General features: G+C 50.6%; 23 protein-coding genes. 14 read left to right on the top strand and 9 right to left on the bottom strand.

The window, feature by feature from the left end; all coding sequences use genetic code 11:
• Positions 1–48: 48 nt before the first annotated feature.
• From FJQ58_RS00750 to FJQ58_RS00730, 5 genes are all read left to right on the top strand, one after another.
• Complete coding sequence (locus FJQ58_RS00750; RefSeq protein ID WP_202915181.1) at positions 49–1,071, top strand: PAS domain-containing sensor histidine kinase; 1,023 nt, start codon at positions 49–51, stop codon at positions 1,069–1,071.
• A 23-nt stretch (positions 1,072–1,094) separates the two neighbouring features.
• Positions 1,095–1,832 (top strand): response regulator transcription factor, encoded by a 738-nt coding sequence (locus tag FJQ58_RS00745; RefSeq protein ID WP_139990546.1) that lies wholly within the window; start codon positions 1,095–1,097, stop codon positions 1,830–1,832.
• On the top strand, positions 1,829–2,917 hold the full coding sequence (locus FJQ58_RS00740) for a sensor histidine kinase (protein ID WP_139990545.1): 1,089 nt from the start codon (positions 1,829–1,831) through the stop codon (positions 2,915–2,917). Before FJQ58_RS00745 ends, FJQ58_RS00740 begins: the two co-directional genes overlap by 4 nt.
• 124 nt (positions 2,918–3,041) lie before the next feature.
• Positions 3,042–3,818, top strand: a complete 777-nt coding sequence (locus FJQ58_RS00735) for an ABC transporter ATP-binding protein (RefSeq protein WP_139990544.1) — start codon at positions 3,042–3,044, stop codon at positions 3,816–3,818.
• Positions 3,793–5,736, top strand: coding sequence for an ABC transporter permease (locus FJQ58_RS00730; protein ID WP_139990543.1), 1,944 nt, complete (start codon positions 3,793–3,795; stop codon positions 5,734–5,736). Before FJQ58_RS00735 ends, FJQ58_RS00730 begins: the two co-directional genes overlap by 26 nt.
• Positions 5,737–6,034: 298 nt before the next feature.
• On the opposite strand, the gene FJQ58_RS00725 is transcribed toward FJQ58_RS00730, so the two are convergent.
• From FJQ58_RS00725 to FJQ58_RS00700, 6 genes are all read right to left on the bottom strand, one after another.
• The gene (locus FJQ58_RS00725) at positions 6,035–6,418 is read right to left on the bottom strand and encodes a hypothetical protein (protein WP_139990542.1); all 384 of its coding nucleotides are present in this window, start codon (positions 6,416–6,418) and stop codon (positions 6,035–6,037) included.
• 147 nt (positions 6,419–6,565) lie between these two features.
• Complete coding sequence (locus FJQ58_RS00720; protein ID WP_202915178.1) at positions 6,566–7,330, bottom strand: VCBS repeat-containing protein; 765 nt, start codon at positions 7,328–7,330, stop codon at positions 6,566–6,568.
• A gap of 176 nt (positions 7,331–7,506) precedes the next feature.
• Positions 7,507–8,181 (bottom strand): metallophosphoesterase, encoded by a 675-nt coding sequence (locus FJQ58_RS00715; protein WP_162341228.1) that lies wholly within the window; start codon positions 8,179–8,181, stop codon positions 7,507–7,509.
• A 9-nt stretch (positions 8,182–8,190) separates the two neighbouring features.
• Positions 8,191–9,366: an ABC transporter ATP-binding protein gene (locus FJQ58_RS00710; RefSeq protein ID WP_139990540.1), complete on the bottom strand. Its 1,176-nt coding sequence runs from the start codon at positions 9,364–9,366 to the stop codon at positions 8,191–8,193.
• Entirely contained in the window at positions 9,363–11,033 is a 1,671-nt protein-coding gene (locus FJQ58_RS00705; RefSeq protein WP_238403657.1) for an ABC transporter permease, read from the bottom strand. Before FJQ58_RS00705 ends, FJQ58_RS00710 begins: the two co-directional genes overlap by 4 nt.
• Before the next feature lie 15 nt (positions 11,034–11,048).
• Positions 11,049–12,161 (bottom strand): extracellular solute-binding protein, encoded by a 1,113-nt coding sequence (locus FJQ58_RS00700; protein ID WP_202915177.1) that lies wholly within the window; start codon positions 12,159–12,161, stop codon positions 11,049–11,051.
• Between the two features lie 179 nt (positions 12,162–12,340).
• On the opposite strand from FJQ58_RS00700, the gene FJQ58_RS00695 reads away from it, so the two are divergent.
• From FJQ58_RS00695 to FJQ58_RS00685, 3 genes are all read left to right on the top strand, one after another.
• Positions 12,341–13,243, top strand: a complete 903-nt coding sequence (locus FJQ58_RS00695; RefSeq protein ID WP_139990538.1) for a LysR family transcriptional regulator — start codon at positions 12,341–12,343, stop codon at positions 13,241–13,243.
• Positions 13,244–13,277: 34 nt separating this feature from the next.
• Positions 13,278–14,120, top strand: a complete 843-nt coding sequence (locus tag FJQ58_RS00690; RefSeq protein ID WP_139990568.1) for an SDR family oxidoreductase — start codon at positions 13,278–13,280, stop codon at positions 14,118–14,120.
• A 70-nt stretch (positions 14,121–14,190) separates the two neighbouring features.
• Positions 14,191–14,778, top strand: coding sequence for an NAD(P)H-dependent oxidoreductase (locus FJQ58_RS00685; protein WP_139990537.1), 588 nt, complete (start codon positions 14,191–14,193; stop codon positions 14,776–14,778).
• Between the two features lie 117 nt (positions 14,779–14,895).
• Here FJQ58_RS00685 and FJQ58_RS00680 read toward each other — a convergent pair whose 3' ends face one another.
• Positions 14,896–15,246 carry a hypothetical protein gene (locus FJQ58_RS00680; protein ID WP_139990536.1) on the bottom strand — a complete coding sequence of 117 codons (351 nt, stop codon included), beginning with the start codon at positions 15,244–15,246 and terminating at the stop codon, positions 14,896–14,898.
• Positions 15,247–15,401: 155 nt separating this feature from the next.
• On the opposite strand from FJQ58_RS00680, the gene FJQ58_RS00675 reads away from it, so the two are divergent.
• Both FJQ58_RS00675 and FJQ58_RS00670 read left to right on the top strand, forming a co-directional pair.
• On the top strand, positions 15,402–15,656 hold the full coding sequence (locus FJQ58_RS00675; protein WP_139990535.1) for a DUF7667 family protein: 255 nt from the start codon (positions 15,402–15,404) through the stop codon (positions 15,654–15,656).
• A 117-nt stretch (positions 15,657–15,773) separates the two neighbouring features.
• The gene (locus FJQ58_RS00670) at positions 15,774–16,196 is read left to right on the top strand and encodes a VOC family protein (protein WP_139990534.1); all 423 of its coding nucleotides are present in this window, start codon (positions 15,774–15,776) and stop codon (positions 16,194–16,196) included.
• Positions 16,197–16,281: 85 nt separating this feature from the next.
• Here the strand turns inward: FJQ58_RS00670 and FJQ58_RS00665 are convergent, their stop codons facing one another.
• Complete coding sequence (locus FJQ58_RS00665) at positions 16,282–17,352, bottom strand: helix-turn-helix transcriptional regulator (RefSeq protein ID WP_238403656.1); 1,071 nt, start codon at positions 17,350–17,352, stop codon at positions 16,282–16,284.
• A 141-nt stretch (positions 17,353–17,493) separates the two neighbouring features.
• Here FJQ58_RS00665 and FJQ58_RS32200 point away from each other — a divergent pair, with 141 nt between their 5' ends.
• The 4 genes from FJQ58_RS32200 (at position 17,494) to FJQ58_RS00650 (ending at position 20,299) form a co-directional block, all read left to right on the top strand.
• Entirely contained in the window at positions 17,494–17,643 is a 150-nt protein-coding gene (locus FJQ58_RS32200) for a hypothetical protein (RefSeq protein WP_162341226.1), read from the top strand.
• Positions 17,644–17,686: 43 nt separating this feature from the next.
• Positions 17,687–18,805 carry a saccharopine dehydrogenase family protein gene (locus tag FJQ58_RS00660; protein WP_139990533.1) on the top strand — a complete coding sequence of 373 codons (1,119 nt, stop codon included), beginning with the start codon at positions 17,687–17,689 and terminating at the stop codon, positions 18,803–18,805.
• Positions 18,806–18,885: 80 nt separating this feature from the next.
• The gene (locus tag FJQ58_RS00655; RefSeq protein ID WP_139990532.1) at positions 18,886–19,935 is read left to right on the top strand and encodes a hypothetical protein; all 1,050 of its coding nucleotides are present in this window, start codon (positions 18,886–18,888) and stop codon (positions 19,933–19,935) included.
• 22 nt (positions 19,936–19,957) lie between these two features.
• A complete protein-coding gene (locus tag FJQ58_RS00650) occupies positions 19,958–20,299 on the top strand; it encodes a low molecular weight protein tyrosine phosphatase family protein (RefSeq protein ID WP_139990531.1) in 342 nt (113 codons plus the stop codon).
• Here FJQ58_RS00650 and FJQ58_RS00645 read toward each other — a convergent pair whose 3' ends face one another.
• The gene (locus FJQ58_RS00645; protein ID WP_139990530.1) at positions 20,300–21,022 is read right to left on the bottom strand and encodes a MerR family transcriptional regulator; all 723 of its coding nucleotides are present in this window, start codon (positions 21,020–21,022) and stop codon (positions 20,300–20,302) included.
• Positions 21,023–21,065: the final 43 nt, after the last annotated feature.

Raw genomic sequence — 21,065 nt, 5'->3', positions numbered from 1 at the left:
GTCGAGTATCTGCTGTCTGTTCTTGAGGGCGAAATCGATGACAAGTCTATGCTGGCGCAAGTGAACCAATCGCTCAAGCAGCTTGCGGACGTGAAGTTTGCTTTGGACGAATCTTCCATCGTTGCGGTTACGGACCGTAAAGGGAAAATCGAATACGTGAATGATAAGTTTTGCGAGATTTCCAAATATGAGCGCCATGAGCTGATCGGACAGGACCACCGCATCATTAATTCAGGGTTTCACGGCAGTGATTTTTTCCGCAAGCTTTGGAATGTGATTTCAATTGGCGAGGTATGGCGCGGTGAAATCAAAAATCGGGCGAAGGACGGAAGCTTTTATTGGGTAAGCACAACGATCGTTCCTTTTCTGGACGAAGAGGGTAAGCCTTATCAGTATTTGGCTATTCGCAGTGAAGTGACCCAGCGCAAGCTGGCGGAGCAGAAGCTGAAGGAAATGATGGTCAAGGTGATTGAGATCCAGGAGGACGAGAGGAAACGAATCTCGCGCGAGCTGCATGACGGAATCGGCCAAAGCTTATTTACCCTGCTGATTCAACTGGACCGTTTAATCGGCGAGCATGATCAAATCACGGAGCTAAGCGAGCTGCGGGGTGACGTATCCGGCATCATGGAGGATATCCGGGGATTGGCATGGGAGCTTCGCCCATCAGTACTGGATGATCTTGGCGTTGGACCGGCAATCAGAACCTACGTGGACAATTATTCGCAGCACTTTGGCATCCAATTGAAGCTGGAGAACCAATTGAAGAGCAGGCTTGGAATTATGAAAGAAACGGCTATTTACCGCGTGATTCAAGAGGCGCTGACAAATATTGCGAAATATGCGGAGGTTGCGGAGGCTGAAGTGACGCTGAAGGAACATATGGATGAGGTTGAGGTCATTGTTATTGACCGCGGGCAAGGCTTTAACACGGAGCGGGTCGGGCGCGGCGTTGGTTTGTTCAGCATGGAGGAAAGGGCGCACAGCGTAGGCGGGAACTTGGAGCTTGTATCTGTGCCGGGGCAGGGCACAACGGTGCGTTTTGTGGTGCCTAAACAGCAGTTGGCGTAACGAACATCAGGAGGAGGCACTTCATGTATCGGATTTTTATCGTAGAGGACGACGATAAGATCGCGTCCATTTTGAAGAGCCATATGGACAAATACGGCTTCGAAGCGGAGAGCGTCACGCAATTTCGCGAAATAATGCCCGAGCTGGAGGCCTTCGGGCCTCATTTGGTTTTGCTGGATATCAATTTGCCGTATTTCGACGGTTATTATTGGTGCAGGCAGATCCGCACGCGTTCCAGCGTACCGATTCTATTCATATCAGCGCGGGCAGGCGAGATGGATCAGGTAATGGCTATCGAGAATGGCGGAGATGACTATATTACCAAGCCCATCCATCTGGATTTGCTGATGGCCAAAGTGAAAAGCGCGCTGCGGCGCGCATATGGCGAATACGCCGCTGGCTCGGTAGCAGCTATGGACAGTATAGGGTCGGCCCAAGCCGAACGGAATGCCGGGGGGCTGCGCCTCTATTTAAGCCGCAATGAGCTGGAATGGGAAGGGCAGCGAGTCGAGCTGACCAAAAACGAGCAATTGCTTGCCGAATGCCTGATGAAGCAGCCGGGAGAAATTGCAACGCGCGAGCAGCTGCTCGAGGCGCTTTGGGATGATGTCCAATTTGTGGATGACAATACGCTGACGGTCAATGTCACCAGGCTTCGGAGGAAGCTGGAGGAGCTTGGCCTCGCGAAAGCGGTCGAGACAGTGCGTGGTAAAGGCTATAAGCTGACGCTCGCGGGCAAGGAAGAAGGGACGCTGCGATGACGCTGGCGTTATTTTTGCGTGACCGGCTGCTGTTTATCATTATGGCGTTATTCATTATCGGCTTGTCCATCAGCTTGCTGCTGTTGGAAAGAGAGCGATATCCAGGTTACATTGAAGAGGGGACAATTTATTATTTTATTGTGCTCTCTTTGTTTTTTTTAGGCGTATGGCTGGCGATTGATTATTTGCGCCAACGTACCTACTTTAAAGAGTTAACCGATGCGATTGAAAAATCAGATGAGCTGCAAGCTGCGAAAATCGTGCAATCTACCGTTACAGGTGAGCAAAGGCTTGTCGCTCGCCTTCTCGAGGAGCAAAATCGAGCGTATCTGAATGAGCTTGGGAAATATCGCCGCCAGCAGGAGCTGCATAACCACTTTGTGCTGCAATGGGTTCATCATATGAAAACCCCCTTGTCTGTGATCGATTTGCTTGCCCAGCAAGCACAGCAGCAGAGCGCTCCATCGCCGGAGGAACACAGGCTGCTTGCGCTTAGCGTTCAAGAAGAAACGGACCGCATGTCGCGTGGGCTGGAGATGATGCTTTATACGTCTCGATTGGACAAGTTTGAAATTGATTTGCATATCAAGCAAACGTCCCTGCATGAGCTTGCGCGTACCGTAATTAATGCGCATAAGAAGCTGTGTATCCGCCATTCCATTTTTCCGCGGGTGGAGGGAGAGGCCTGGGTGGAGACGGACGAGAAATGGATGACGTTTTTGTTCAATCAGTTCGTCAGCAACGCCATTAAATATAGCAAGAGAAAGCCGGGCTCCAAAAAGCTTTTGTTCCAAATGGAGGCGCTTGCCAGCGGCAGCGGCACGGTGAAGGTCATAGATGAAGGAATCGGGATCGCCCCGCATGATCTTCCGAGAGTGTTCGACCCGTTCTTTACGGGAGAAAATGGGCGTACGGCTGGCGAGTCGACGGGTATGGGGCTCTATTTGGCTAAACAAGTGTGCAGTAGGCTTGGGCATGCGATGACGATATCTTCCGTGCTTGGCGAGGGTACAAGCATCACCTTAACGTTTGAACCGCGTGGCATTCATCGGATGGATGGCGAGCGACAGGATAGAGGCGGTTAAGTGACAATATTGTAAGGTTTGCTTCGGATGATTGAAAGAGAAATCGATGGGTTCCTTGCTCTCCCCTGGTCTATACTAAGGCTATCGAAACAAGCATATAGACATTTTGGGGAGGAACATCGCAATGAGTGTACTACAAGCACAAGGGCTCGGCAAAATATACAGTTCCAAAGGAAACGTGGCATACAAGGCGCTGGAGGATATCGAGCTGAAACTGGAGGCCGGAGAGTTCGTTGGGGTAATGGGACCTTCAGGAAGCGGCAAAACGACGCTGCTTAATCTGTTGTCCACCATTGATCGGCCAACTTCCGGCCAGATTGAAATTAACGGCGTCAACCCCAGCAAGCTGACGGACAAGAAGCTTGCGTTGTTTCGCCGCCGCGAGCTTGGTTTTGTTTTTCAGGATTTTAACTTGCTCGATACGCTATCGATTAAAGAAAACATCATTTTGCCTCTTGTATTAGAGGGCATAGCGCCAAAAAAGATTTTAGAGAAGCTGCATCCGTTAGCCGAGCTGCTGCAAATCACGCCAATTCTTGATAAACGGACGTATGAGGTGTCAGGCGGCCAGAAGCAGCGCGCAGCCATTGCACGGGCGATCATTCACCAGCCCTCGCTTGTGCTCGCTGACGAGCTGACCGGCAACCTTGACTCCAAATCGGCGAAAGACGTGATGGACTCGCTCAAAGATATGAATGAACGGTTTAAGGCGACGGTATTGATGGTTACGCATGATCCGTTCTCAGCGAGCTATTGCCAGCGGATTGTCTTCATCAAGGATGGGAAGTTTTTCTCGGAGATTCGCAAAGGAACGAACAGGCAGGCATTTTTTCAACAAATTTTAGACGCTCTCAGCGTGCTGGGAGGTAATTTCGATGACGTTCCGTTCGCTCGCGCTTAGCAATATCCGGGGCAACTGGCGGTCATACAGCGCATTTTTTCTGAGCAGCGTGTTTTCCGTTATGATCTTTTATATTTATGCTGCCTTTCTGTATCATCCGGATGTAGAGAGCGGCTTTATAATGGCGGCTTCAAAGATACGCAAAGGGATGGAATTTTGCGAGTATATTATCGTCATTTTCTCGTTTCTGTTTGTGTTGTATTCAAACTCAGCCTTTCTAAAAACAAGGCAGCAGGAATTCGGATTGTTCTCTCTATTCGGGATGACCAGGGCACAGCTTCGCAAGCTGGTACTCTATGAAAATGCGGCTATTGCCTTTCTGGCAGTAGCGGTAGGCATCGGACTCGGCACGCTGTTCAGCAAGCTGTTCTTTATGGCGCTGGGGGTGCTGCTAAAGCTGGAGGCACCGATTCCGTTTGCGCTGCCTCTCAAAGCCATCGGAATAACGGCAGGCGGTTTTTTTGCCTTGTTTATGATTATTTCCATGTGGACGGCGCTTCGTATCGGCCGTACGGAGATCGTTGATTTGTTGAAAGCTGCCCGCAAGCCAAAAGGACAACTGGTCTTCTCGCGCTGGTTGGTTTTCGTTGCCGCCTTGTGTCTGGTCGCCGCTTACGGCATGGCTTTTTTTATGAACAGCAATACGTTTGTTGTATTTTCGCTGCCCATCTTAATTACCGTAGTGGTAGGGACTTATTTTCTGTTCACGCAGCTTAGCATTTTGGTGTTAACGTTTATTCAGAAGAAATCGGCGGTTTATTATAAGCGGACCAATATGATTGTGTTTGCCCAGCTAGGCTATAAAATTAGGGATAACGCGCGAATATTGTTTATCGTATCCATTTTAAGCGCGGTTGTGATGACTGCGCTCGGTACGGTTTATATTTTGCAAATCGGCAGTAAACAAAGCTTGCTCGAAAATTCTCCTTTTACGCTAGCCTATAGCGAGAACGGATTAAATACGCATGAGGTGATTGATCAAGCGGAGCTGAAACGAATCGTCACCGAGGACGGCTTCAAGATTACCAAAGAGGCCAAGGCAGTCAGCATGGTCATAAGCCGTTACGCCATTCAGTGGGATGATGAAGAATACCGCGAGTTCGATTCGGATGCTGTCATTATTTCGGCTACGGATTATAACAAGCTTGCGGAGATGACTGGACAGCCGAGCATCCTTCCGGAGTATGGAAAATTAACGCTTGCCTTGCAGAGCTATGGGGAGATCTACCATCATCATGGCTATGTCAAAGGAGACATCAATGGTCATAACAAGGAGTTTGAGATTAGCAGCGTCATTGACGCAAAGGTCATGAACTCGATGCAAAACAATTATTATACGTTTGTGATGGATGACTTTTCCTATATGAAGCTGGTATCAGGCATTCCTGAAGACCAATGGAACGTCATGTACGGCTTTGAGCTGAGCAATTGGGAGAAATCCGCTCCTACGGCAGAGAAGCTGAAAAACCTGGTGCCGGAAGAGCTGCAGCCGCAAATCGATTTCCGCCGGGGAAGCGACTTGGTTGATATGAATGAAACGGTATCGTTAACCTTGTTTATCGGCATGTTTATCAGCCTTCTATTCTTCATCGCATCGGGCAGCATGCTCTATTTCAAGCTGTATACGGAACTCCAAGAGGATCAAGCCCAGTTTAAAGCATTATCCCGAATTGGCATGACCAAAAACGAGATGCGTAAAATTGTCGTCACGCAGGTAGGCATCGTCTTCTTTGTCCCTGTGGTCGTCGGCATCCTGCATGCCTTGTTCGCAATGAAGGCGCTGGATAATATGATGAATTCCTCCAACTGGATTTACTCCTTCGTCGTCATCGGGATTTATATTGCGATGCAGACGATATATTTCCTGGTTGCCTGCAGCAGCTATATGAAAACTATGCTTCGCGGCGCGACCGCATAACAACAAATAAACGGCCTCCTTCTCGACTTGCGAGAGNTAACAACAAATAAACGGCCTCCTTCTCGACTTGCGAGAGGGGGCCGTTTCACCTTGAAATATAGGAAAGTATATCATTCCGTAATACATTCTCTATATTTCTCGGAATGAAACGCGCCGCGCCGCCAAAGGATGGCGACAGCCGTTTCACCTTGAAATATAGGAAAGTATATCATTCCGCAATACATTCTCTATATTTCTCGGAATGAAACGCGCCGCGCCGCCAAAGGACGGCGACAGCCGTTTCACCTTGATTATTTCCTCAAAAACATGTAAATGAATTGATTTGCCGCAAATCAATTCCCGAATAAAGCCAGGATCTGCCGAACCAGCGGAAGCCTGATACGGAGTTGCGGCCTACGAACACAGGGAAAAACCAAAAGCCCTGCCCGTTGGCAAGCCATATATAGGTGTTGCGGAATAGACAGCCGGAAATGGCACCCGGATCAACGGCAAACGGCGTAACCGCTGGCTGCGGGGGCGTAAACTGAGGGGGAGGTGCAGTCGGCCCCATCGTTCCTTGCGGTCCCTGAGGCCCCTGCGGGCCTTGTGGTATTTGCGGTCCTGGTCCGAATGGTCCTATAGGTCCAAGCGGTCCCATGGGCCCCATCGAACCGGGTGGTCCAAACGGAGGCAATAATCCCATGAAAAAATCACTCCTTATGAATTAGGCTAAAGCATCGTATGCGGTAGCGCAGTACTTGGATTGGGCGAACGTACGCAAGATTGCTGTGACACGAGCCTAAGGCAGAGGGGCGGAAGGAAGCCAAGCTTCCCATCTTCGCCCAAAGCGTTAGAAATGGCTGATGAGCTTGCTGCCAAGTATCGCAACCGTCAATCTGGAGGATTGGAAGGCCTGACCGTTCCAGGTCAGCAGATTTTCGACATAACCGAGCGTATCCGCGTTTGTGGGACCGATAATCCGTTGAAGGGCGAGAAGGCTAAAAGCTCCGCTGTTTTCATTGGATACGATTGGATTTAAGGCGGCGAGCGCAAGCACTTCACCTTGCACCGGTTTTTTGAGCGTGCCGTCTTCGTTGTAATAGGCAGACAGATAGTCATAGCCGCGGCTGCTGAGATCAATAATGAACAGAATATCTAGTTCGGGGCTTGCTACGGATACTTTATAATGGTTTTCATATTGGACACGGAATGGATGGGCTTGGTTATATTGCTCCGAGTCGAACATCAGGCGCAGCTCATTGTGAGCAAAAGAATAAAGGTAGAAGATGCCGTACCCTCCGCTTCCTCCGGTATCGATGCTCACCAGGATGTCGGAGGCTTTATGGGGGTCGAAATTTCCGAGGAACAGCGAAGCGTTATAGCCTGCGTTGTTCTGCAAAGGAACGACGGTGTGCTGCTGGGAATAGCCATCGAGGATTACCAGCGTTATATTTTGCGCGAATATGCCGGATGGGCCGTCAGGCTTGTTTCCGAATAGATAGACATGATCCGGTATACCGTCGCCATTAACATCTCCCCGCTTCATATCGAGCATATAATCCTCTTTGGATTGACGATCGGACGGGTATTTTTGGATATGGAAAGACGAGTGCATAACCATTCCTCCAGGCGTGAATAAACTGTGCTCCTGTCTATACCTATGCAGGTGGGCGGGAGGGGGACTGTGCGGTTGCCTAAGCTGCCGAAAAAAACTTGGGATATGGAAAGAGGCAAGAGGCAAGAGGGATAACCGCATGCGATTATCCCTCTTGCCTCTTTGATCATTGATGACTATGAAAATGGATGTGACAAGCTTTCCCGCCGCAGGTCGCCACCGCGGCTATGGGCTGCGGTCGAGCATGAATATCGAATCAGTTGGCCGACATCAAGCAGCGACAAACGGCAGCCATGCTTGGCGCCCGTGTCGATGGCCAAGCGGCGGTTGCCGGCCCATAACTCTCCTGCAGGCGCACCAAGCTTAAACGTAGGCGTATGGCCGAAGATGATGACATACGCGAGGGCTTCGTCATGCTCTGCTAACGGTTGATTAATAAAGTCATCGCGGATTTCAGTAAGATCCTTTGCGCTTTGTTTATTCAAAGGAATGCCCGGCCTCAAACCGGCATGAACGAACAAAAAATTTTCTTCCACAATGTACAGCGGAAGCTGCTCCAGCCATTGGAGTGTACCTGAAGGAAACGATGGCTGATGCTCCATATTTGCCAATAGTCGCAGCTCCTGATTGCCTGGCAGCACCAGGGCTCCTTCGGCAGCAAGCTGGCGGACCGTGTCAAGCGTACCCCAAGTAGCCGGATCATCGGCATCAATGTAGTCTCCCAGAAGAATAAGCTGGTCATGGAGCGGGTTATAATTTGCCTCTTTAAGCAGCAGTGACAGCTCATCCTTGTAACCATGAATATCGGCAGCTGCCAGAAGTCTTGAGTGTTTTATTGTAGGAGTGGGCAAATGAATCGACTACCTTTCTTCCTCATCCGGATAAATGAAAGCGGAGCTTGCGGATAATCTGACCGATACGTACTCGTCTGCCTCAAGCGGAAGGGCGAGTACGAGATACAGCTTCTGGCCGCAGTTGGTTTGTGCGACTGCGCGCCAGCGATTCCCCTCGAAGGTGCAGTGAAGCACCTTAAGGATCAGCATATTGCCGGCTGGGTCCTGTGAACCGGCTCCGCCGCAGCGTTCAATAACTTCGATATCATCGGGCCGGAACATGAGTAGGGCATTGGAATGCTCGGGCAGCCTTAGTTGTCCTGGCGCAAGCAGGCCTTGCACTAGCGATGAACCGATGCGGATTGCAGTTTCTGGGCCCTGATGAACGACTTGCCCCCGCAAGTTGTTATACGCTCCAAGCAGCGAAGCGGCCCAGCGGCTGGCGGGTCTAGTAAAGCATTGCTGAGGCGTTCCGATTTGGTCGATTTGCCCGTTCCGAAGAATAAGAAGACGATCCGCCATCGCAAATGCCTCATCCGGATCATGGGTGACATGAAAGACGCTGATTCCGAGCTTTCGAAACAAATAAGCCATCTCCGTTCGCATCTCCACGCGCAGGCGCATATCAAGGTTCGATAGCGGCTCGTCGAGCAGCATCAGCTTTGGCCGTGTCGCCAGCGCTCTGGCGATGGCGACACGCTGTTGTTGTCCGCCGGATAGCTGAGGCGGCAGACGATGCTCCAAGCCTTCCAAATGCAGCATCGCAAGCAGTTCTTGAACGCGCTGCTGGATAGCTTCACGGCCCATTTTGCTTCTGCGCAGCCCGTAGGCAATATTATCAAGCACCTTCATATGCGGCCATAGCGCATAATCCTGAAACACCATATTAACCCCGCGCTTCTCCGGCGGCAGCATGACGGACGGGGAGGCGATAATCTCCTCTCCCAAGGACAGTGTGCCGCTGTCAGGCTGGGATAGCCCGGCTACGAGTTGGAGCAATGTGGATTTGCCGCAGCCGGAGGGACCCAGCACGCTAATGATTTCCCCTTCTCGCATATCGAAGGAAATGCCTTTCAGCGCTTGGAAGGCTCCGTAGCTTTTGGTTAAAGCGTTAGCGGTAAGCAGGGGCCTGCCGGAATGAGCAGCAGGGAGCACTTGCCCATGGGAAAACGTTGTATTTTTCGATAAAGTTGTTGAAGTCATGCGGTTGCCTCCTTGCGGCGGAGCAGCAGCTCAACCGCCAGTATGATTAGAATTACGATGCCCGATCCGAGTACCGTGGCTGCCGATGCATAGCCGAAATCCAGATCCTCGAAGGCTTTGTTGATCGTAACCGGCAGCGTTAGGAAGCTGGGCGGAAACAAAATGGAGTTGACGGCCAGATCGAATACGCTTGAGCCAAAAGCTGCGAGCCCCGCGGACAGCAGAGCGCCCCGGATTAATGGGATGAGGATCAAGCGCAGCCGTCCGATAAACGTGTCGCCTTGCAGCTGCGCAGCTGTCAGTAAGCTGTGCGGCACCTTGGCCATTGCCCCGACCATGAGCCTCGTAATGACGGGAATAGCGCCTGCAATCGCGGCAAGCACCAGTATCCAAGGCGTGCCATAAAGGAGCAGGCCAATGGAATCCAGCCATTTCTGATTCCAGACGAAGATATATCCGATACCAAGCACAACCCCAGGTACGGCTAGAGTGATGATGGAAAAAATCTCAATGGTTCGTTTGAATTTAAACTGTGAATAAGTAAGCACATAGGCAACGCATAACCCAAATAGCAAGCCGAGCAGAGCGGCGACTCCCGCAATCATCAAGGAGTGGCCGAGTCCTTTGAGCAGCATGCTGGAGCTATGGAATAGATCACGGTAGTGATTCAAAGTTAAATTGCTTAGCTTAAGGCCTGCCGATTGGGTTTTGAATACGGACATCAGCACGTTGGCGCCTATCGGAATGCCGATCACGACGGCAAGAAAGAGCAAGTTAAGTGTCGTAAGAATAGCTGCGTATTTGCCAGCCGGTTTCGGTATGGACCGCTCCGCGCGTGCCGATAGGAAATCGAACCGCGAGCGGCGCATCGCATAAAATTGCACAAACATCGCTATGCCGATGAGCAAAACCAAATAGAATGAAAGCACGCCTGCCATATCAAAACGGATTGGCGAAGTATAAATGGCGGAATAAATCGAATAAGGCAATGTAGGAAAACGGTACACGGCAGCGATTGAAGCGGGAAGCCCGAAATCGCCGATCGTATCCATGAAGACAAGCGCCGCACCCGCAAAAACAGCGGGCATAAGTAGTGGAGCCTGAATGGTCCTCCATACGGTAAAGGCAGTCGCCCCGGACAGCCGCGCTGCTTGAGACAGCTGGTCGACCTTCCACTCCATAGCGGCATGGATGCTTAGATAGGCGAATGGAAATTTGCTTAAGGTCATGATAAAGATAAGTCCGGCAGGCTGGAATATAGCACCTGTGATCCAGTGCCACCCAAGCACATTGACGGCAATTCCTCCGCCTGCGGCAAAGAGAACCCAGCCTTGCGCCAAGATGAACGACGGCGTAATGATCAGCAGCCATACAGAAGCGTCAAGCAGCTTCGCTGTAGGGAAAGACCAGCTTGAACGAATGGTTGCCAGCACGCCGCCAAGCACCGTAGCAAGCAGCGTTGTGCCAAGGCCGAGCAGGACGGAGTTTTCGAGCGACTTTTGCCATAAGGGACGGTTGAAAATTTCCAGCAGCAGCTTTAGGTCCCCGAGTTGCCAATTGCCGAAGAAAACCCCGGGCAGCAGCACTTGAATAATGACTGCCGCCAAGGGATACAGGACGAGGACGAATAGAATGATGCTGACGAACCATCCCAGACGATCCTTCATAAAGATGCGCATCGATTATTTAACGGACTGATCGGCAAACCATTGCTTAATGGCTGCTTCATTCTCGGATGCCCAGGAAGCGTCGGCTGCAACGAGCTTCGCATCGGGTGAACGGTCGGGCTTCGCATTCACGCCATTAACGGAAGGCTGGAAATAGCTTTCGTCGCCTTGCTCAATGAGCGCTTGCTGGGTTTTCGGATCAAGCAAAAATTCGAGGAATGCTTTGGCTGCATTCGGGTTTTTCGTATCCTTCTGAATAGCTGCTACGCGCACTGAAGCGGGTGCGCCTTCGGACGGCCAAATAATTTCAATTGGCTCGCCGTCATTTTTCATGGAGTATGCGTTGCTCTCCTGCAATGCGGCAATGGAGATTTCGCCAGCGGCTAGCGCTTTAACGACGTTCGGGTTTTTCGGATAGACGCGCAGGCCATTGTCCATGAGCGAGCTGAAGTAGGCTTGTCCACCTTCAATGGTCTTTTCCTTAAAGAACAAGGAAACGAATGGATATGCGGGAGCTGCGATCGCCGGATCAGCCATGCCGATCATGTTTTTATATTTGGCGTTCGAGAATTCCTCCCACGTTTTTGGAGCATCCTCTGCCTTGACTTTATCCTTGTTGTAGACGATAACGCCTGCCGCATGAGCGCCTGTAGGCACATACCATTGCTTCTCGGGAACAAACCCTTTGGCAAAATCGGTTAGGTTAGCCGCGTTGCTTGGCGACCAGCCTTCCAGCAGTTGGCCGCTTGCGCCAAGTCCATATATGGACGGCATCGCGTCCAGCCAAACGACATCCCAGTGCGGATTCCCCTTTTCGGCTTCTACCCGCGACATAATTTCTGCTCCGTTGCCAGCGACAACCTCAAGCTTGTAACCTGTTGCTTCTTCGAACAAAGGAGCAATAATGCTGTCAAAATCATTTAAGTAAACGGTGAGCGTCCCTTCATCCTTCGTCGTTGGTGCTTCAGTCTGTGCCGCTTCGGTCGGTGTTGTCGTCTCCGTGTTTCCGCCATTGGCTGCTGCCGTGTTGTTGCCTTTCCCTGCATTTCCGTTTCCGCAAGCTGCTGTCAAGGCGACCATCCCAGCAAGCAAAACCGTACCGATCCAATGTTTCCTATTCGTATTCATTGTTTTTGATTTCCCCTCCGCGATCTGTTTTGTTTACTCTTTCACTTTAGCAACGGTTTGTCAGACGATTGTTAACGCTATGTCGAGATATTGTTAAATGTATTCGATAGATATTGATATACTCATAGATTTCATCTATATTATTAGGCGACTAGCAAGAGAGGCGGAGGCGGAAGAGGATGAACGTACAGCAGCTTCATGTGTTTATGGAAGTATGCAGCGGGAGAACGCTGGCGGAAGCCGCGGACAAGCTTGGATTGAAACAACCTACGATTAGCTTTCATCTGAAAAAGCTGGAGGAGGAGCTTGGCGTGGAGCTGTTCCGCAAGCAATCCCGCAGCCTTCACCCAAGCGAAGCGGCACTGGAGCTGCTCCCTTATGCGCGAAGGATCGTCTTCCTGATGGAGGAAGCAAGACTTGCGATGCTTGAACGCCGCGAGCTTGGCGAAGGCCGTCTTCGGCTAGGGGCAAGCTACACGCCTGCCACCTACGTGCTCCCTCCGCATCTGGCGGCATACCGCGCGCTGTATCCGAGGGTGAGCTTGATGCTGATGGTCAAGCAAGCTGCATCTGTGCTTGCGATGCTGCGCAGCTATGAGATTGACGTTGGCATCGTATCGCTAGGAGAGTCGTTTGAGGAAGGGTTAATCATTCAGCCGTTGATTGAGGATGAACTAAAGCTGCTGCTTGCGCCCGAACATCCTTTAACAGCCCTTTCGAAAATAGAAGTCGAGCACATGAGAGAGGAAACCTTCCTGCTGCATGAAACGGGTTCCACCTCCCGCACCTTGTCGGACGAGTGGGCAAGCAGCGCGGGGTTGAAATGGGGAAGCGTGATGGAGCTTGGGGCGATCGAAACGATCAAGGAAGCGTTAAAATGCAACATGGGTATCGGCATTCTGCCGCGAAGGAGCGTCGTTCGGGAAATCGAAGCTGGCGAGCTGGTTATGCGTGATTTGCCGCAGTATGTTAACCGAAGGCATATTTGCCTCGCTTACCGGAACGAAGATCAATTATCGCCGCATGTGCGTTCGTTTATCGAATTTGTGCGACATACGTTTCTTGCCCGTGGTAAGCTGTAGGTATGGAATATACGGAGGTGCATGAATGGGGAAAATGTCTGGGAAAACCGTACTGGTTACCGGCGCTAATTCAGGCATGGGACTTGCAACAACCGTAGAGCTGGCGAAGCAGGGCGCCCACATCGTGATGGTGTGCCGAAGCGAGGAGCGGGGGAAGCGCGCTCTGGAACAGGCGATGCAGGAAAGCGGCAGCAAGGCTATCGTTCTGATGGTATGCGATTTGGGCTCGCTGGCCAGCATTCGCAGCTTTGCGTCGGCATTTAAGGACAGATATAGCCAGCTGGATGTGCTGGTCAACAATGCGGGAGTCGTCTCCTTAAAGCGAGAGACAACTTCGGACTGCTTTGAAGCGCAAATCGGCGTTAACCATTTAGGCCATTTCCTGTTGACGAATGAGCTTCTTGGGCACATTAAGCAAGCGCCGCAGGGGCGGATCGTCAACTTATCTTCAGGCGCACACAAAGCGGGGAAAATTCATTTCGACGATCCTAACTTAACGAGGGGCTACAACGTGGTAAAAGGGTATGCGCAGTCGAAGCTCGCCAATGTTTTGTTTACGAAGGAGCTGGCAAAGCGGCTAGCAGATACGAAGGTTACCGTAAATTGCGTCCATCCAGGCGCGGTTGCTACTAACATCGGCGTGGACCGCAAGACGGGCTTTGGCAAGACGGTACACCGGATGCTGCGCCCTTTTTTCCGTACGGCGCTTGAAGGTGCTCAGACAGCGATATATTTGGCCTCCAGCGAAGAGGTTACCCGACAGAGCGGACATTATTACGTGGACAACAAGATCATACCGACCGCAGGCAAAACGAATGACCCCGAGCTGGCAGCGAGGTTTTGGGCATGGAGCGAGAAGCAGGTCGGACTTACATAATGCCAAGGAAATGGGCAACACTAACGCGGAGCGATTTTTTATCATTGCACTGCGGAGGTGTTGCCTTTTTATGAAGCACTTAATCGTTTATTGTCATCCGAATCCAGACAGCTTTAACAATGCGATCGTCGATGCTTTCATTGGGTCGTTGAAGGAACAAAACCATGAGGTTGTTGTGCGTGATTTGTACGCGATGCGCTTTGATCCAGTGCTGAAGGCCAGTGATTTCGAAGCGATGCGCGAGGGAAATACGCCGACGGATATTAAAACAGAGCAAGAGCATGTGAAGTGGGCGGATGCCTTCACGATGGTATATCCAATCTGGTGGACGGGCTTGCCCGCGCTAATTAAAGGCTATATCGACCGTGTCTTCTCGTATGGCTTCGCGTACGCCTATGCCAAGGATGGCAGCATTAGCAAGCTGCTTGACGGCAAGCAGGGGCTCATTATCAATACGCATGGCACGCCTTCGGAAATTTACAGCAAGACCGGCATGTACGATGGGCTGAAAATAACGTCGGATACAGGCATTTATGAGTTTTGCGGCATCAAACCGGTAGGCCATCTCTTCTTTGGCAGCGTGCCGCAAATCGATGATGCCGCCCGCAAGAACATACTGGAGGAAGTTAAGGAGAAGGCTATTCATTTATTTAATTAAAATATAGGAAAGCATAGCATTTCGCTATCATTTCCTTGAGAACATTGCGTTCAAATGCTTAAAAAGAGCGCCACCCCGACATGAACGAAGGGGGAGCGCTCTTTTGCATGCGATCGATTACCGCTCGTAACCAGGGTAGTTGTAGTCGGTATCCTCAAGCTTGTTCAAAATGTTCATCTGGCGGATATGGTCTCTTGTTATGTCGGTGCCAAGCCGATAAACGGCGTGGTACACCTTGATAATGTCCTCGTTGAATTTATCCGTGGCTTTGTCGTGATCAGCCGATTTATACGGAATAGGCGCGCGAAATTGCGTTTGTTCGTCATCCTTCTGAATTTGGTCGAGCAGCTGCTGCAGCTCATTGATTTCTTCTCTCGTTCCCGTCACAGTCAATTGGTCATTAATGGAGGGCTCAGGCTCGACCCGCTTTCCCGAAATGGATACGTAATACGTTTGTTTCTCTGCCATGACCTTCACTCCTCATTTGAATCGTTTCTATGTATTAACACCATTTTGAAAGAGATGAAACCAAAGCGCTTCTAATAGGGCTAAATTGAAGGGAAATAGGAGAGAATGAAAGAAGGGGCAGTTAACCTTATATTGACCGAATGGAATGATGCGGGATGATGAATGTTCATTGGAGGATGGCAGAGCTGTGGCTGCTGCAGCAGAAGCGGAGGCTGACGGCAGAGGAAAACGCCGAATTGGATAGCTGCTTAAAGCTGAATGCCAAATATGCGCAAAGGCTTGCCGAACAATACAATTACGGAAGCATCGCCAGTATGACGAAGGATGAGCAGTGGCTTCAACAAATCTCAACGGAGCTTGACGAGCTGGAAAGCCTGTATGCAGGAAAGCGGCCTTCTTTTTTTAAATAAGGCCACGCCATGCGAATAATATGAAAATAGCAATCCGTAAGAAACCATTCGCTTTAAATCCTGCTAGAATAAAGCTATAATCAAATCGATTCCAATCTACTGACGAGGTGATAGGTAATGGCGTTTATGTCCAAAAGCATTTTTGTTAATTTACCGGTTAAGGATTTGAATAAAACGGTTGAATTTTTTACCCAGATCGGTTTTGAGTTTAATCCGCAGTTCACAGACGAAAATGCAACCTGTATGATTATCGGCGAAAATATTTACGCTATGCTGCTGGTAGAGCCATTCTTCAAAACGTTTATCCAAAAAGAAATTGCCGACGCGGCAAAAACGACGGAGGTTATCGTCGCTTTGTCAGCCGACAGCAGGGAACAAGTGGACGAGATTGTTAATAAAGCGCTGGCTGCCGGAGCTAAACCATACAATGAGCCCATTGATCATGGATTTATGTACAGCTGGAGCTTTCAAGATATCAATGACCATCTGTGGGAGCTTGTTCACATGGATGAAAATGCGGTCCCGCCTCACGCTGAATAATCGCAAACGCAAGAACCCCTATCGACAAGAGGCTGCGGAACCCCGCAGCCTCTTTGCTGTAGCTAAAGCTTAATCTGAACAACGATCAGCTATGTCTGGAGAACAACTCCCAGAGCAGCTCCCGCCGGCTGTTAACGCCGGTTTTGGCGAAGATCGACTTAAGGTGATCTTGCACCGTGTAAGCGGAGATGTGCAGGGATTGGGCTAGCTCCTTCGTGGAGAAACCTCTAATGATCCGCTCAATGACCTGGTTCTCGCGTGCGGTCAAACCATACGCCTGCGCGACCAACGGGAGAATGTCCGCGGGCTTCGCAGGCTCGAAGGAAACGGCGAGCTGGATCAGGCCATGTGCACCCTCGAGCTTGCTCGCCCGTAGGGATAGATATATGCCGTCCGGCATGCGAATGCATACCTTGGCATCTTTGGTCTCATCAGCCTTGGGTCCGTCCTGTCCAAGAACACGGGAGCAGACGGCCCTAATTGGCCTTGGCAGCGTGTCGCTGCCGATATTCTCCATGCTTCTCAGCTCCTTCAGCCAATAGCCTGCCTGGGCGCTGAGAGATTGAGGCTCAAGCAGCTCCGAAAGCACAAGGATGCCGGGTTCATCCTTTCTTCCGCGGGCAGTCATGGAGGGAAGCTCTAAGCTTTTTTGTTTCAAGGCCTTTGCGAGCAAAGGTGAAACCGATGCGATAAACAAGCCCTCCTCTTCCAGAAACAGCGGCTCGTCGATTGTCCGGAATAACGTCACATAGCCCCAGCACGTTTCTTCATAAACCAAAGCCGCCCGAAGCTCATCCCCAAGTCCTGCTGGCCGCAGCACCTCTCGATATCGGCCGCTTCTCTCCAACTGGCCTTCCGTTGCGCCGCTCAAGGCTGCGGCTAGTATCTCTGAATGAATCAACTGCTCGAAGCTATTGTAATCCTCATGACCATACTCATATTCAAATAGCTGGTGATGGATCTCCTCGATGATGTCATCCGTCGAGGAGCCGGTCGAGAGCAGTGTGATGGGATCGACCGAAGTACAGCATGCAGCAGCGAACGGCACGGCTTCTCTCAGGATGGATAATGCGGCTTCGCGGTAATGATACGAAGACATAGGAGCTGCGTCTAATTTTAATAATTGTCGCCGGATGGCTTCTTTGTTGTTAACCAATGACAGAGCTCCTTTATGCAAAACCCCACATTTGTGGGATAGCGGTTTCTATGCTCATCTCTATAATGAAAAGTAATTCATTGTTTATTTTACCTAATGGAAGCAAAGATGAATAGACCGCACGGGAGAGGAGCATGCAAGATGAACCAAGATCACTCGCCTATGGACTGGAACCATCCCAGCGCGGCAAAGTACGGGCAGACGATAGCGTTGAAAATTCCGGGTTATCCCCTTTTATATGACATGATGGACCGATTGCTGTCCGCGACGCTTGCAGGGTTAGACAATTAATCGATGGTTATTTTGCCATTAAGAGAAAGAACGGAGATCAGCTATGAAAACAGACATCATTGTGGTAGGCGGTTACGGGCATGTAGGCGGACAAATTTGCGAGCAGTTGGCGCAATACTTTCCTGGGAAGGTATATGCGGCTGGCCGGAGCTTGGCGCGTGCGGAGCAATTTTGCAGTCGGTTGGACGGTAAGGTCAAGCCGCTTCGCATTGCAGTTGGCGAGCCGCTAGATCTAAAGCAAATCGAAAAGGCAAAGCTCATCGTGATGTGCTTGGATCAGGAGGACACCTCATTTGCAAAGGCATGCCTGGCCGCTGGCGTTGACTATGTGGACGTATCGGCCAATGGTGATTTTTTTGCAGCAATGGAGCGTTTGAAGCAGCAGGAAAATAATCTGGCAGGAACGGCAGTATTAAGCGTCGGCCTTGCACCTGGCCTTACCAATTTGCTGGCGCTAAAGGCGGCTCAGTCGATGGATGTAGCCAGTCGCGTTGACATCGCCATCATGCTCGGACTTGGCGATGCGCATGGCCAAGCCGCTATCGAATGGACGGTAGACAGCCTGGCACGTTCTTTTGCGATTACCGAAAGGGGAATCGCCAGAGAGGTTAACAGCTTCACGGAGGGCAGCAGCACGGATTTTGGCTTTGAGCTGGGAGAGCGGACAGCTTATCGCTTTCCTTTCTCCGACCAGCAGACGTTGGCTCGAACGCTTAAGATCCCGACCGTTTCAACGAGGCTTTGCTTCGACTCCCGTCCCGTGACTGGCTTGCTGCGATTGCTGAAAGCCGTTGGATTCGGACGTTTGTTAGGGATGAAGCCTATCCGGAACATGACGATACAGTCATTTGGCAAGCTGAAATTGGGCTCGGCCCGTTATGCGGTTAAGGTGACCGGATACGGGAAGCGGGGAGGGGCAGACGTTGTAGCCGAGTACGCCCTTCAAGGGGCGAGGGAAGCGGAAATAACGGCGATGACGGCTGTAGGAGTTGCGAAGGCAGTCTATGAGAACGAGCTCCCTCAGGGCATTTTTCACGTAGAGCAGCTGTTTGAGCTGGACCTATACGAGCATCGGTTGGTTCTGAGGTTAAAAGGGCAGCATAGCGAGCTGAAAGGTTCGGTGATTGCGAATATTCAGAGCTGGTCTCGTATTCAAGGCTAGTCTCTCCTATCGCTATTTGGTACAATTAGGCTGAATTTACCATAAGGCCAAACGAGCATGTGGAGAGGTTGGAGGTCAGGATGGAGAAGAAGGCGAAGATCGCTTTTATTATGGAAGAATACCGATTGGTTGATGAAGGGTTTCGTGCACAGTTGGCTGCGGGGCTGCTTCGTTTTTTTAGTTATAAGGGTGATGTAACTGCTGAAGCTTTGATTAGCTGGGCCGATCATGACCTTGAACAGCTGTACAATATGATGTCGGGAATGAGGCTGACCCGACTGTATGTTCCGGACGTCATAGACAAATATGCTGGCATGGAAAGTGGACAATTGCCGTCTCGCATTTCGTTTGGTGCGTTTGCAGAAACCGAGCGTCCTGTGGAAGAGCCCCGTATTCACCGTCAGTACGGCAGTTACGAGGTACCGTTCGCCATCCGCTGTTTGTATGAGCTGGAGGCAGAACTAGGCAGAGACATGGAAAGGGATCTGGGCCTGACTTGGCAAAGATATGATAGGCGTTATCCTTCGACGCCTCCGGATTTTATTCCCTTTGCCAGCTCCGGGGCAGACGGTATCCATTATTGCTTCGTTACCGATTTTGGAGCGGTTACAAATCTGGAGGTCGCTTATATCGCCAAAGTATCGCCTATGGATTTTGGATCTGAAATTCGCGTGGTAGCGAGAAATTTGAATGATTTTTTGCGCATCCTATGTACGGACCTCTCTATTCTCCATCATGGCTCTGAGGAGCTCTCGCCAGCGCTGCAAAAGCTGAAAGCGGTTTTTGGCCTAACCGAGGTAGCAGATTTGAAGGAGTATATGCGGGATTTGCGCGAAGAAAGAGAACAGGCCATCTGCATTCATACGCAGGATACGGTCGGGGTGATATCGCTGTCTGGCTCCCCTCATCAGCCAGCTGCCGCCGAGCCGCTGCCGCAAAATTGGGAGGACAGGCATGCTCTTCAGGCTTATCTTGCAGATGCTAGCGCCGAAGCGAAGCTGGCCTTTGTCCGTGAAGCGCAGTTTCTTAAGAAATTAACAGACAGGCGAGTATATAGGCTTTGCAAACGGGTGTTAAAGGAATTAGGGCTTTATCATGAGCTTTACAACTTAGCGGAGATCGTAGAGTAACAGCTTAATCTTGCATAGGAGAGTGAGGAACGTCCGATTATTATTTATTTGCAGCAGAAATAAGTGGCGAAGCTTAACGGCGGAAACCATTTTTCAGGGAGTCGGCGGCCATGAGGTAAGGTCGGCAGGCACCGAAGCCCAAGCCCGAATTAAGGTGACAGCGGGGCATATTGGCTGGGCCGATCTGATATTTGCGATGGAGAAAAAGCATATCCGAAGGCTGCAGGAGAAGTTCGCCAGCGAGCTTGCAGGCAAAAGGCTGATCTGTCTCCATATTCCGGATGACTTTGAGTATATGAACGAGGATTTGATCGGCTTGCTTCAGTCAGGCATCGGTATGCACCTTAGCTTGCCTGAGGAATGATTAGGAATCGGCTCCCGCAGCTTCCTCTTTTCGCTCAATCAATTGCAAGAGCTCATACAAATAGTGCGCCCCACGCAGCTGGCTTTTATTGAGCTGGTTAAGGAATTGCATCGATTCCTTCGCGATTTTTATGGCATTTTCAACCTTATTGTCGTCAACCTCCTTAAGCACTTGCTGAATAATTTCCAGCGACCATACGGCTGTCTTAAAGGTGCGGATAATGAGAATCTGGCGCACGTTAGCAGGACTGAGGCTGCGATAGCCATTTTCTTGATTCCGTTCAATCACAAGCAGCCCCATCTTCTCCCAGTGCCGGATGGCGGAGCTTGGGATGGTCGTTTTTCTGGATACCTCGCCAATCGACATCCCTTTCCGCTTTCCTGCTCCTTGCAGCAAATCGATTTCATTAAGCTCCAGCGCACGAATCGTTTTGTCGGCGATGGTTTTGTCGCGGTGCAGCGCAGCCTGTGCGTTGTTTATAGCCCATAGAGCCTCGTCGATTTCCCCTTTGATCAGCTTCTTCATCACCTCTCTCGTAAGGGACATTCCAAAACCTTCATTCATAGCTCTAATACACTCGAAATAACCGATATGCACCTCAGAATAGATCCGATAGCCATTGGCTCCGCGTTCTACGGGCGGAATGATCTCCCAGCTTTCGTAATGTCGCAAGGCAGTTGTGCTGATTTTTAGTTTTCTGGCAATATCAATCGGTCGAATCAACGGGAAACACCTCCTTAGCCTGCTGAAAAAACATTAAACAACC

Source organism: Paenibacillus paridis (assembly GCF_006345825.1).
Lineage (GTDB): Bacteria > Bacillota > Bacilli > Paenibacillales > Paenibacillaceae > Pristimantibacillus > Pristimantibacillus paridis.
This window is presented reverse-complemented; position numbering and strand designations above follow the sequence as displayed.

Bases quoted from the DNA above. Each gene is read 5' to 3' on its own strand.
- FJQ58_RS00750 (WP_202915181.1), top strand. From the start codon at position 49: ATGCTGGCGCAAGTGAACCAATCGCTCAAGCAGCTTGCGGACGTGAAG.
- FJQ58_RS00745 (WP_139990546.1), top strand. From the start codon at position 1,095: ATGTATCGGATTTTTATCGTAGAGGACGACGATAAGATCGCGTCCATT.
- FJQ58_RS00740 (WP_139990545.1), top strand. From the start codon at position 1,829: ATGACGCTGGCGTTATTTTTGCGTGACCGGCTGCTGTTTATCATTATG.
- FJQ58_RS00735 (WP_139990544.1), top strand. From the start codon at position 3,042: ATGAGTGTACTACAAGCACAAGGGCTCGGCAAAATATACAGTTCCAAA.
- FJQ58_RS00730 (WP_139990543.1), top strand. From the start codon at position 3,793: ATGACGTTCCGTTCGCTCGCGCTTAGCAATATCCGGGGCAACTGGCGG.
- FJQ58_RS00725 (WP_139990542.1), bottom strand. From the start codon at position 6,418: ATGGGATTATTGCCTCCGTTTGGACCACCCGGTTCGATGGGGCCCATG.
- FJQ58_RS00720 (WP_202915178.1), bottom strand. From the start codon at position 7,330: ATGCACTCGTCTTTCCATATCCAAAAATACCCGTCCGATCGTCAATCC.
- FJQ58_RS00710 (WP_139990540.1), bottom strand. From the start codon at position 9,366: ATGACTTCAACAACTTTATCGAAAAATACAACGTTTTCCCATGGGCAA.
- FJQ58_RS00705 (WP_238403657.1), bottom strand. From the start codon at position 11,033: ATGAAGGATCGTCTGGGATGGTTCGTCAGCATCATTCTATTCGTCCTC.
- FJQ58_RS00700 (WP_202915177.1), bottom strand. From the start codon at position 12,161: ATGAATACGAATAGGAAACATTGGATCGGTACGGTTTTGCTTGCTGGG.
- FJQ58_RS00695 (WP_139990538.1), top strand. From the start codon at position 12,341: ATGAACGTACAGCAGCTTCATGTGTTTATGGAAGTATGCAGCGGGAGA.
- FJQ58_RS00690 (WP_139990568.1), top strand. From the start codon at position 13,278: ATGTCTGGGAAAACCGTACTGGTTACCGGCGCTAATTCAGGCATGGGA.
- FJQ58_RS00685 (WP_139990537.1), top strand. From the start codon at position 14,191: ATGAAGCACTTAATCGTTTATTGTCATCCGAATCCAGACAGCTTTAAC.
- FJQ58_RS00680 (WP_139990536.1), bottom strand. From the start codon at position 15,246: ATGGCAGAGAAACAAACGTATTACGTATCCATTTCGGGAAAGCGGGTC.
- FJQ58_RS00675 (WP_139990535.1), top strand. From the start codon at position 15,402: ATGATGAATGTTCATTGGAGGATGGCAGAGCTGTGGCTGCTGCAGCAG.
- FJQ58_RS00670 (WP_139990534.1), top strand. From the start codon at position 15,774: ATGGCGTTTATGTCCAAAAGCATTTTTGTTAATTTACCGGTTAAGGAT.
- FJQ58_RS32200 (WP_162341226.1), top strand. From the start codon at position 17,494: ATGAACCAAGATCACTCGCCTATGGACTGGAACCATCCCAGCGCGGCA.
- FJQ58_RS00660 (WP_139990533.1), top strand. From the start codon at position 17,687: ATGAAAACAGACATCATTGTGGTAGGCGGTTACGGGCATGTAGGCGGA.
- FJQ58_RS00655 (WP_139990532.1), top strand. From the start codon at position 18,886: ATGGAGAAGAAGGCGAAGATCGCTTTTATTATGGAAGAATACCGATTG.